This window comes from Stenotrophomonas sp. STEN033, assembly GCF_056856655.1.
The window spans coordinates 1-11,528 of record NZ_JBXFWM010000046.1 but is presented as its reverse complement, the minus strand read 5'-3'; the positions used below and the strand labels follow the sequence as shown (position 1 = coordinate 11,528).

The window sequence follows — 11,528 nt, the reverse complement described above, 5'->3', positions numbered from 1 at the left end:
CTGCAAAGAGCACCCCTCCCCAACCCTCCCCTGCGCGTTGCGCAAGGGAGGGAGCTTTGGCCCCTCCCCTTTGGCGCAGCCAACGAGCAGGGCCGGCGGGGACGGGGCTTGAGCCCACCGTCAACCGCGCGGGCCGCCCATCACCGGCAGGATCGCGCCGCTGATATAGCTGGCAGTAATCGGGGAAGCCAGGAACACATACGCCGGCGACACTTCCTCCGGCTGCGCCGGGCGTCCCATGTCACTGTCCTTGCCGAACTCGGCCACGTCTTCAGCCACCTTGTCGGCGGGGTTCAGCGGTGTCCATACCGGCCCCGGCGCGACGCAGTTGACGCGGATGCCGCGCGGCAGCAACTGGCTGGCCAGGGACTTGGTGAATGCATGGATCGCGCCCTTGGTCGCCGCGTAATCGATCAACGATCTGCTACCGAACAGACCGGTCTCCGAGCCGGTGTTGATGATGCTGGCGCCCTCGCCCATGTGCAGCAGCGCCGCCCGCGCCATGTGGATATAGCCGGCGATATTGGTCTGCAGGGTTTCCTGCAGGTGTTCATCACTCAGATCCTCCAGATGATGGCAGTGCAGCTGGAAGGCCGCGTTGTTGACCAGGATGTCGATACCACCAAACGCCTTGGCCACCTGCTGCACCGCGTGGTCGCAGAACGCGGGATCGCGCACGTCACCGCTGAGCGCCAGGCTGCGCTGGCCTTCCTGCTCGATATGCCCGCAGGTGACCTTGGCATCTTCATGCTCGCTCAGGTACAGCACCGCGACATCGGCGCCTTCGCGGGCGAACAACACCGCCACCGCCCGGCCGATGCCGGAGTCGCCTCCGGTGATGATGGCGCGCATGCCTTTCAGTTTGCCGCTGCCCTTGTAGCCCGGGGCCAGATAACGCGGTGCCAGTCGCAGATCATGTTCGTTGCCCGGCTTGGCCAGCTGCTGCGCAGGCAGCTTGCTGGGTTGGCGGCGGGCGCCGGCCTGCACGCTAGCGTGATGCTCGGGCGTGGCGCTGCGCAGTTTCTCCTGCTGCTGCAGGTCCTCCTGCAAGCGGCGCTGACGACTTGCCGTGCGCTGCGCAACGCTGTCGACGGACGGTGCGGCGGCCTTCTTGGCGGCTGCCTTTCGTGGTGCAGCCTTGCTGACTGCGGGCGTCTTCTTCCTGGTTGCCATGACGTTCCCCTCCCGCTCATCCAGCGGCATGGCGCGCGCAGTGCTCGCAGCAATAGGTGGCGCCGTTTGCCTCCACGCCATGGCCGATCACCGCGCATTGGCAATGCGCACAGCGCGGTGCCAGCGCGTGGATCGCACACTCGAACGAATCAAACGTGCCGGTAATCTTGCCTTGGGTGACGGTGAAGCTATTGGCGTAGTTGTTGCCACAGACGTCGCAGGTAGCCATTGCGGTGCTCCTTTCGCTATCAGGTGGAGCCTGCAGTGTGCGCAGGGGCAGCGCCGACGTCGGTGAAATGCGCGTGGACAGGATGTGTATTTCATCTACTGCAAACAATGCAGCGGTGATGCTGCCATCCACGCCACCGCCACCGGAGCCTGCCATGTACCGTCTGCTTGCCGTATCCGCCACCGCCCTGATGCTGTCTGCCTGCAGCACTGCACGGGTGAGCAGCATCCAGCCCATCGACGGCATTGTCTCCGGCCAATGCCATACCGATATGGTGCGTGGCGCGGTTGGCCTGGCCGCAGCGCCCGACACCGTCGAGCGCGCCCGTGTCGACAGCGATAGCCTGCAGGTGAATGTGGTGCGTGGGCGCAATCAACCCGAGGCTCCCGCCGCGAGCACAGTGCCACCGGCATCGGGTGGTGGTGAGCGGCTGACCATCGAGGTAGGCCGCACCAACAACATCACCGCTATCCGCTGCGGCTGAACCCCGTGCCACTGCGGTGGGCAGCACGCAGGAAGCGCAATGCCGCCGCCTCCCATTGCCGTGGCCCGCGCAACGCTCGCAGTCGCAGCAACTGGCCCTGGCGCCAGCCATCGAACACACAGGGGTCGATATAGGCCTTGCGACATACCGCCGGGGTATTGCCCAGCATCGCCGCCACCGCGGCGATCACCTGGTTCTGCAAGGCATTCAGTGCCTGCTCGCCGCCGTGGTCCGGCAACGGCAGCTGCGCCAGTTCACGCAGCGCCACCAGCGTGCCACCCCAGGTGCGGAAATCCTTGGCGCTGAAAGCATCGCCGGTGGCCTGGCGCAGGTAGTCGTTGACATCGGCCGAGTCCACTGGCCGCAATCGGCCAGTATCGTCGCGGTACTGGAACAGCAACTGTCCTGGCAATTGCTGGCAACGCTGTACCAGCCTGGCGAGCTGCGGGTCATCGATCTGCAGGGCCTGCAGCTGCCCTGATTTGCCGTTGAAGCGCAGTTGGGCGCGGCCACCCCGTATCTGCAGGTGCTGGTTGCGCAGGGTGGTCAGCCCGTAGGAGCGATTGCTGCGGGCGTAGGCATCGTTGCCAACCCGCCCCAGGGTACGGCCCATCACCGCCACCACGATAGCGATCACCTTCTCGCGCGGCAGGCCGGGCAGTTTCAGGTCGGCCCGCACCTGTCGGCGCAGGCCCGGCAAGGCCTTGCCGAAGGCGACGACGCGATCGAACTTGTCGTCGCTGCGCATGCGCACCCAGTCCGGGTGATAGCGGTACTGCTTGCGCCCTCGCGCATCACGGCCGCTGGCCTGCAGGTGACCGTTGGCCTGGGCACAGATCCATACCTGGGTATAGGCCGGCGGAATTGCCAGCGCGCGAATGCGCTGCAGCGTGGTCGCCGCCTTTACCGCATGCCCGCGTGCATCCACATAACGGAAACCGCGTCCGCTACGGATGCGGCGTATGCCCGGTTCATCGTCACTACTGTGGTGCAACCCGGCTGCGCTATGTGCGGCCATCGCAGACCTCCCCTTGCTGCTGCGGTCGGCCAGTATCGCGTCGCCCGTTGCGACGCAGCGTCAACAATGCCTTCACTTGGCTATATGCTTGGACCGACCATCAACACCTTGGAGTTCCGATGCAATTCCCGTCGACGCCGCGCGCCCTGCGCCGCCCCGCCGCCCTGATTGCCACCGCTACCCTGCTGCTGGCGCTCAGCGCCTGCACCAAGCCAGCCCCGGAAGAACAGGATGAGGCGCTGAACGAATCCCAGCAGGCCGCACAGGCAGCCGCCGCCCCCGCTGAAGCCACGCCGCCACCGGGCGCCTGCGACGCCAGCCAGGTACAGGGCCTGGTCGGCCAGCCTTACGCCGAGTCCATGCTGAACCAGGCCAAGGAAGATGCCGGCGCCACCGATGTGCGCGTGCTCAAACCCAACCAGCCGGTGACCATGGAGTTCATCGGTGAACGCCTGAACATCGAAATCGATGAGAAAGGTATGGTCAGCGGCGTGCGCTGCGGTTGATTTTTGTATAGCCAAAGCCTTGCCGGGCAAGGCTTTGGTTGCGCTCGCAACGATGTATTGCGGCGCTGCAACAACTGTGATTTAGTCGAACCATCCGGTGACCTCAAGGTGCGCTCCTGAACGAGCACGTTGCGTCATCGGGTGGGCGCGAGGGCGCTTGGATCAGGCGAATACGCCGCAACGGCGTGCGTCGGGTCTTACCCCAACGGCACGTGCGGCAGCACGGCGCGATCCATCCGATGCATGACGTGCTCAGCGAGCGGGCGGGAGTGTCGCCGCTCACCTGAATCGCATCGAGGCACAGATGGCTGTCCGCACTCCGCAAGGCCTTTACGACCCGCAAGACGAACGCGATGCCTGTGGTTTCGGCATGGTCGCCCAGCTCGACGACCAACCCTCGCGTCTGCTGGTGGATACCGCCATCGCCGCGCTGTCGCGCATGACCCACCGCGGCGGCGTTGCTGCCGACGGGCTCACCGGTGACGGCTGCGGCCTGCTGCTGCGCAAACCTACCGTCTTCCTACGCCAGCTGGCCGAAGAGGCCGGCATCGTGGTGGGGCCGAACTTCGCCGCCGGCGTGGTGTTCCTGCCGCACGACGCGGATGCGGCCCAGCGATGTCGCGACGAACTGGATGCACAGCTGCGTGCCGCCGGCTGCCATCCGCGCGGCTGGCGTGAAGTGCCCACCGATGACAGCGTCTGCGGCCAGCTGGCCCGCGACACGCTGCCGAAGATCGAACAGGTGTTCGTCGATGCCGATATCGAGCAGAGCGCCGAACAGTTCGCGCTGGCCCTGTTCATGTCGCGCCGCCGCAGCGAACAGACCCTGCGCGATGTCGCCGACTACTACGTCACCACCCTCAGCGCCGAAGCCATCAGCTACAAGGGCATGGTGCTGCCGGACAAGCTGAGCACCTTCTACCCGGACCTGCAGCGCCACGAACTGGCATCCAGCGTGGTGGTGTTCCACCAGCGCTTCTCCACCAACACCATGCCGCGCTGGCCGCTGGCGCATCCGTTCCGCATGCTCGCCCACAACGGCGAGATCAACACCATCGAAGGCAACCGCCATTGGGCGCAGGCGCGCAGCAAGGTGTGGAAGACGCCGAAGTTCGACATCGCCGAGCTCGACCCGGTGATCTCGATGCATGGCTCCGATTCGCAGAGCATGGACAACATGCTGGAGCTGATGGTGGCCGGCGGCATGGAGCTGATCCAGGCGCTGCGCATCCTGGTGCCACCGGCAACCCAGTCGCTGGAGTTCAAGGACGCCGACCTCGCCGCGTTCTACGAGTTCTACGGCTTGAACAGTGAGCCCTGGGATGGCCCGGCCGGCATCGTCGCCTGCGACGGCCGCTACGCCGCCTGCACCCTGGACCGCAACGGCCTGCGTCCGGCACGCTGGATGCTGACCTCCGACCGCCACTTCCTGGTGGCGTCCGAAGCCGGCGTCTGGGAAGTGCCGACCGAGCGCGTGGTGCGCAAGGGCAAGCTGGGCCCGGGCCAGATGATGGCCATCGACCTCAAGCGTGGTGACCTGCTCGATTCGGAAGCCATCGACCGCATCAACCGTGCACGTGCGCCGTACAAGCAATGGCTGCACCAGGGTGTGACTTACCTGCAGACCGAGTTGATCGATCCCTCGCTGGCCGAGGAGCCGTTCGACGAAGCAACGCTGCGCAGTTACCACAAGCTGTTCCAGCTTACGACCGAAGAACTCGAACAGGTGCTGCGGCCGCTGGCCGAAACCGGCCAGGAAGCCACCGGTTCGATGGGCGATGACACCCCCATCGCCGTGCTCAGCCGCCACACCCGCCCGCTGTACGACTACTTCCGCCAGGCTTTCGCGCAGGTCACCAACCCGCCGATCGATCCGCTGCGCGAAGAGTGCGCGATGTCGCTGACCACCCAGCTCGGCAAGGAGACCAACATCTTCCACGCCGCGGCGGAGACGGTGAACCACGTCATCCTCAACTCGCCGGTGCTGAGCCAGCGCAAGCTGCGCCAGCTGCTGAAGATGGAGCAGTACGTCGAGCGCAATCGCCTGATCGATCTGTCCTACAGCGTCGAGGAAGGGCTGAAGGCCGGCATCGAGCGCATCTGCGCCGAGTGCGAACAGGCTGCGCGCGACGGCGTGGTGATGCTGCTGCTGTCCGACCGCTACCCGGTCGCCGACCGACCGATGGTGCATGCGCTGCTGGCTACCAGCGCCGTGCATCACCATCTCTCGAAGGTCGGCCTGCGCTGTGAGGTCAACCTGATCCTGGAAACCGGCACCGCCCGTGATGCGCACCACATGGCCTGTCTGCTGGGCTTTGGTGCCACCGCGGTGTATCCGTACCTGGCCTACCAGACCCTGTTCGACCTGGGCCGGCGCGGCATCCTGCAGTTGAAGAAGGGCGGTGAGGTCTCGCAGATCGGCCGCAGCTACCGCAAGGGCATCTACAAGGGCCTGAGCAAGATCATCTCCAAGATGGGCATCTGCACCGTTGCCAGTTATCGCGGCGCGCAGCTGTTCGAGATCGTCGGCCTCGATCCGGACGTGGTTGAACTGTGCTTCCCGGATACCGCTGCCCGCATCGGCGGCGTGGGCCTTGCACGGCTGGATACCGAAGCTCGCGAGCTCACCGTGCGTGCCTGGAACGATCTGGCGCAGCCGGAAGTCGGCGGCCTGCTCAAGTATGTGCATGGCGGCGAATACCACATGTACAACCCGGACGTGGTGATGACGCTGCAGCGCGCCTCGCGCACCGGCGATGCCGCCGATTGGCGCAAGTACATGGACGCAGTGCATTCGCGCCCGACCTCGGCGCTGCGCGACCTGCTGCAGCTCAAGCCGGCAGCAACGCCGGTGCCGTTGGATGAAGTGGAACCGGCCGAAGCGCTGTTCAAGCGCTTCGACACGGCTGCCATTTCCTTGGGCGCCCTGTCACCGGAAGCGCATGAGGCGCTGGCGATTGCGATGAACCGCCTCGGCGGCCGTTCCAACTCCGGCGAAGGCGGCGAAGATCCCGCACGCTATGGCACCGAGAAGCGTTCCAAGATCAAGCAGGTGGCCTCCGGTCGCTTTGGCGTCACTGCTGAGTACCTGGTGAATGCCGAAGTGCTGCAGATCAAGGTCGCACAGGGCGCCAAGCCCGGTGAAGGCGGCCAGCTGCCTGGCCACAAGGTCAACGAGCTGATCGCGCGCCTGCGCTATGCCAAGCCCGGCATCGGCCTGATCTCGCCGCCGCCGCACCATGACATCTATTCGATCGAAGACCTGGCACAGCTGATCTACGACCTGAAGCAGGTCAATCCGGATGCACTGGTATCGGTGAAGCTGGTTTCGCATGCCGGCGTCGGCACCATTGCCGCTGGCGTGGTGAAGGCCGGTGCCGACCTGATCACCGTGTCCGGCCATGACGGCGGCACCGGTGCCTCGCCGATCAGCTCGATCCGCTATGCCGGCGTGCCGTGGGAGCTGGGCGTGGCCGAGTCGCACCAGGCCCTGGTCGGCAACGACCTGCGCAGCCGCACCATCCTGCAGACCGACGGTGGCCTGAAGACCGGCCTGGACGTGGTCAAGGCCGCGCTGCTCGGCGCCGACAGCTTCGGCTTCGGCACCGGCCCGATGATCGTGCTGGGGTGCAAGTACCTGCGCATCTGCCACCTCAACAACTGCGCCACCGGCGTGGCCACCCAGGACGAGCGCCTGCGTGCCGGTTACTTCACCGGCCTGCCGGAGCGCGTGGAAAACTTCTTCCGCCTGCTGGCCGAAGAAGTGCGCGAGTGGCTGTCCTACCTGGGCGCGCGTTCGCTGGATGAGATCGTCGGCCGCACCGATCTGCTGCAACAGCTGGAGGTATCGCCGCGCGAAGGCGTCAAGGTGGATCTGTCGCGGCTGTTGGCACCGGCCCAGTACGACGGCGCGCATTGCGCCGCGCAGCGCCTGTACCAGTCGCCGGACAGCCTGGCCACGCAGATGGACGACCTGCTGGCCGATGCCATCGCCAACAAGCGCGGCGGCGAACACCGCTTCCTGATCCATAACACCGACCGCTCGGTGGGCACGCGTCTGTCCGGCACCATCGCCCGCGCGCATGGCAACCACGGCATGGACGAGGCACCGCTGAACCTGCGCTTCCGCGGCACTGCCGGGCAGAGTTTTGGCGCGTTCAACGTTGGCGGCCTGAACCTGGAAGTCGAAGGCGAAGCCAACGACTACGTCGGCAAGGGCATGGCCGGCGGCCGCCTGGTGGTGCGCCCACCGCGCGGCGCGCGCTTCGAGGCGCGCAACACCGCCATCATCGGCAACACCTGCCTGTATGGCGCCACCGGTGGCGAGCTGTTCGCCGCAGGCCGCGCCGGCGAGCGCTTCGGCGTGCGCAACTCCGGCGCGCTGGCGGTGATCGAAGGTGCCGGTGACCACTGCTGCGAGTACATGACCGACGGTGTGGTGGCAGTGCTTGGCAAGGTCGGCCTGAACTTCGGCGCCGGCTTCACCGGTGGCCTGGCCTATGTGCTGGATATCGACCGTGATTTCGTCGACCGCTACAACCACGAGTTGATCGACATCCATCGCATCTCGGCCGAAGGCTTCGAGAACTACCGCCAGCACCTGCACACCCTGATCGGCCGCCACCGCGAATTGACCGGCAGCATCTGGGCGCAGCAGATCATCGACGAGTTCCGCGACTACGTCGGCAAGTTCTGGCTGGTCAAACCCAAGGCCGCCAGCATTGAATCGCTGGCAGAGTCGCTGCGCCGCGCCGCTTGACGCATTGTCTCCCTCTCCCGCCTGCGGGAGAGGGCCGGGGTGAGGGCAGCTTCAAGCGCCCCCTCATCCGCCCCTCCGGGGCACCTTCTCCCGCAAGCGGGAGAAGGGCTCCTCCAGACGCCACGAGTTCCCATGAGCCGCAAGCAAGCCTTCCAGTTTCTCGATCTGCCCCGCACCATGCCGCAGCGCATTCCGGTGGAATTGCGCACGTCCGGCGATTGGGGCGAGCTCTACGGCAAGTTCGACAAGGCCGACGCGCAGTACCAGGCCGGCCGCTGCCTGGACTGCGGCAACCCCTACTGCAGCTGGAAGTGCCCGGTGCACAACGCCATCCCACAGTGGCTGCAGCTGGTGCAGGAGGACCGCATCCACGAGGCGGCGACGCTCTGCCATTCCACCAACCCGTTGCCGGAAGTCTGCGGCCGCGTCTGCCCGCAGGACCGCCTGTGCGAAGGCAGCTGCACGCTGGAAGAGTTCGGCGCGGTCACCATCGGCGCGGTGGAGAAGTACATCGTCGATACCGCGCTGGCCACTGGCTGGAAGCCGGATCTGCATGCCGTTCAGAGCACCGGCAGGCGCGTTGCCGTCGTTGGTGCAGGCCCCGCGGGTTTGGCCTGCGCTGATCGCCTGGCGCGTGCCGGCGTGCAGGCGGTGGTGTTTGACCGCTACGAACAGATCGGTGGCCTGCTGCAGTTCGGCATCCCCAGCTTCAAGCTGGACAAGAGCGTGATCGACCGCCGCCGCGAGATCCTCGAAGGCATGGGCGTGCAGTTCCGCCTGGGTGTGGAGATCGGCCGCGACATCAGCATCGAGCAGCTGCAGGCTGACTACGACGCGGTGTTCCTCGGCACCGGTGCCTACCGTTACACCGACGGTGGCCTGATCGGCCAGGACCTGAAGAACGTGCTGCCGGCGCTGCCCTTCCTGGTGCAGAACAGCCGCATTGTCGGCGGCAACGATCCGCAGGGCCGGCCGATTGCCGGCTGGGAAGACCAGATCGCCCTGCCCGACCTCAACGGCAAGCGTGTGGTGGTGCTGGGTGGCGGCGATACCGGCATGGACTGCGTACGCAGCGCGATCCGCCTGGGCGCGGCCAAGGTGACCTGTGCGTATCGTCGTGATGAAGCCAACATGCCGGGCTCGGCACGCGAAGTCGCCAATGCACGCGAGGAAGGCGTGCGCTTCCTGTTCAACCGCCAGCCGCTGGCGATTGAAGCCGGTGCCGATGATGAAGTGATCGGCGTGACCGTGGTCGAGACCACGTTGAGCGAGCCGGACGCCAATGGGCGCCGCAATGCGGTCGCGATTGATGGCAGCGAGTCGCTGTTGGAAGCCGACGTGGTGATCATCGCCTTCGGCTTCTCGCCGACGCTGCCGGAATGGCTTTCGTCGCAGGGCGTGGAGGCCAGCAGCAATGGCCGCATCATTGCCGGTGGTGCTACGCGTCTGCCATTCCAGACCCACAACGCCAAGCTGTTTGCCGGTGGTGATGCGGTTCGCGGTGCGGACCTGGTGGTGACGGCGGTTGCTGAAGGCCGTGATGCTGCTGAGAGCATTGTTGCTTTGTTGAAGCGTTAGCGCTCAGCAAACACGGAGAGGCGTTAGAAGCTGAAAGCGCCCTCACCCCTACCCCTCTCCCGTTGAAACGGGAGAGGGGACTACTTCGGCTTTTTTTCTGACGACGGCCGAGCTCGCTGCTTCGGCTGTTGCTTCGGCTGTTGCTTTGGCTTTGGCTTTGGCTTCGGCTCTCAGCTTTGGAGTATCCGTTCGCCCAGTAACAAGGACCTCCCTTCTCCCGTATGCGGGAGAAGGTGCCCGACAGGGCGGATGAGGGGAGCTTTTGCTCTGGCATGAGCTTTGGCTTTGGCTCCCCACCAACCAACCAACACCCAGCTGCCCTACACTCAAGAACTCCGCACAAAGAGAAATCGCAATGCGCATCGGTCTGGCCGCAAACCGTCTCCATCACGAAAGCGCCGACGCTGCGTTGTTCCGTTGGCTGCGCGCCAGCGAAACCGGAATCCGCGAACTTGGCGTGGAACTGCATGCTGTCGGCCGCACCTACGACGCGATAGCCAGCACCCATCCTCTGCAGGATTACCCCGGACTTCAGCGCTATCCAAACGGCCGCGAAGGCGGATTGATGAAGCTCGTGGCCGAAGTCGTAGGCATGGGTACCCCGGAGCGCACACTCGATGGCGCGATCTACTTCATCGACCCGGTCGATCCTTCTTCAGTCTTCCCCGAAGCCATCGCCCTCAAGCGCCAATGCGTCATCCACGGCAAGCCTTTCATCTCCACGGTAGCCACCGCACGCGACTGGATTGAAATGGAGCGCATCCACGCCGGCCTCGCACCGGACCCGGGCGCCGATGATCTACATGACTTCAGCAAGCAGACGCTGGCGCTGATCGCCCACGATGCGCGCAAGCCGCAGATGCTGGCCTTTGCTGCCGAGCACTTCGATGTGTTGTCGCAGTTCGGGCAGCGCATCGGCACCGGCACCACCGGTCAGCGCTTGAACGAAATGGCCTGGAGCCGTGGCTGGCCGCGCGACCAGGAATGGATCCACCGTTTCCAGAGTGGTCCGCTCGGTGGTGACGCACAGATCGCTGACCGCGTACTCGAGCACCGCTGCCAGCGCGCAATCTTCTTTGAAGACCCGCATGTCGCCCGCCAGCACGAAGCCGACATCCAGTTATTGGAGCGTGCGGTAACCACGGTCACCGATGAAGCGGTGTGCATCACCGCGCCGAATATCGCCGCCCGCTGGGCAACTGCCGCACAGATCCGCCAGAACGCCTGACCGTAGTGCCGAGCCATGCTCGGCAGCGGCGTTCCAGGCAGTTCCTGCAGAGCCCCAATGCTTTGGCTTTGGCTTTGGCTTTGGCTTTGGCTTTGGCTTTGGCTTTGGCTCTCGCTTCTGCCTCGCCTTCAGCTCCAGCTCTTTCTTCCCCTTCTCCCGCCTGCGGGGGAAGGTGCCCGAAGGGCGGATGGGGGGCGCTTCTGGCTTCTGGCTCCCTTCAAGCCTTTCAGGCGAGTTGTTTCTACCAGCTTCGCGGCTTACGCCGCTCCCACAAATTCCCCAAAAGCCTGCCTTCGCTTCGGACAAAGAAAAACCCCGCTGCTTGTGGCAGCGGGGTTTTTGGTTTGAATCCTGACGATGACCTACTCTCGCACAGCTTAGGCTGCACTACCATCGGCGCGGCTACGTTTCACTTCCGAGTTCGGGATGGGATCGGGTGGTTCTGACCTGAGACGAAACGTGTAGCCATTTGGATAGTGAGTTCTCTACCCTTAACAGGCAAGGAGAGCTCCATGAAGAAGCGATTTACCGACGAGCAGATCATCTCGATCCT

General features: G+C 65.1%; 8 protein-coding genes and 1 rRNA gene. 5 read left to right on the top strand and 4 right to left on the bottom strand.

Annotated features, from left to right (window positions below; genetic code table 11):
• Positions 1 to 120: 120 nt before the first annotated feature.
• Both AC1VXC_RS14755 and AC1VXC_RS14750 read right to left on the bottom strand, forming a co-directional pair.
• Positions 121 to 1,173, bottom strand: a complete 1,053-nt coding sequence (locus tag AC1VXC_RS14755) for an SDR family oxidoreductase (RefSeq protein WP_481539607.1) — start codon at positions 1,171 to 1,173, stop codon at positions 121 to 123.
• Between the two features lie 16 nt (positions 1,174 to 1,189).
• The gene (locus AC1VXC_RS14750) at positions 1,190 to 1,558 is read right to left on the bottom strand and encodes a hypothetical protein (protein ID WP_481539606.1); all 369 of its coding nucleotides are present in this window, start codon (positions 1,556 to 1,558) and stop codon (positions 1,190 to 1,192) included.
• On the opposite strand from AC1VXC_RS14750, the gene AC1VXC_RS14745 reads away from it, so the two are divergent.
• Positions 1,557 to 1,886 carry a hypothetical protein gene (locus tag AC1VXC_RS14745; RefSeq protein WP_313174467.1) on the top strand — a complete coding sequence of 110 codons (330 nt, stop codon included), beginning with the start codon at positions 1,557 to 1,559 and terminating at the stop codon, positions 1,884 to 1,886. The two genes, AC1VXC_RS14750 and AC1VXC_RS14745, sit on opposite strands and share 2 nt — an antisense overlap.
• Here the strand turns inward: AC1VXC_RS14745 and AC1VXC_RS14740 are convergent.
• Positions 1,870 to 2,904, bottom strand: a complete 1,035-nt coding sequence (locus tag AC1VXC_RS14740) for a DNA topoisomerase IB (RefSeq protein WP_481539605.1) — start codon at positions 2,902 to 2,904, stop codon at positions 1,870 to 1,872. The genes AC1VXC_RS14745 and AC1VXC_RS14740 overlap by 17 nt on opposite strands.
• A 119-nt stretch (positions 2,905 to 3,023) precedes the next feature.
• On the opposite strand from AC1VXC_RS14740, the gene AC1VXC_RS14735 reads away from it, so the two are divergent.
• From AC1VXC_RS14735 to AC1VXC_RS14720, 4 genes are all read left to right on the top strand, one after another.
• Positions 3,024 to 3,410 carry an I78 family peptidase inhibitor gene (locus AC1VXC_RS14735; RefSeq protein WP_313495609.1) on the top strand — a complete coding sequence of 129 codons (387 nt, stop codon included), beginning with the start codon at positions 3,024 to 3,026 and terminating at the stop codon, positions 3,408 to 3,410.
• Between the two features lie 304 nt (positions 3,411 to 3,714).
• Positions 3,715 to 8,169 (top strand): glutamate synthase large subunit, encoded by a 4,455-nt coding sequence (gltB, locus tag AC1VXC_RS14730; RefSeq protein ID WP_481539604.1) that lies wholly within the window; start codon positions 3,715 to 3,717, stop codon positions 8,167 to 8,169.
• Positions 8,170 to 8,301: 132 nt separating this feature from the next.
• Positions 8,302 to 9,747, top strand: coding sequence for an FAD-dependent oxidoreductase (locus AC1VXC_RS14725; RefSeq protein ID WP_481539603.1), 1,446 nt, complete (start codon positions 8,302 to 8,304; stop codon positions 9,745 to 9,747).
• A 355-nt stretch (positions 9,748 to 10,102) separates the two neighbouring features.
• A complete protein-coding gene (locus tag AC1VXC_RS14720) occupies positions 10,103 to 10,975 on the top strand; it encodes a methylglyoxal synthase (protein ID WP_313174657.1) in 873 nt (290 codons plus the stop codon).
• A gap of 349 nt (positions 10,976 to 11,324) precedes the next feature.
• Here the strand turns inward: AC1VXC_RS14720 and rrf are convergent.
• Positions 11,325 to 11,440 (bottom strand): 5S ribosomal RNA (gene rrf / locus AC1VXC_RS14715).
• Between the last annotated feature and the right edge of the window lie 88 nt (positions 11,441 to 11,528).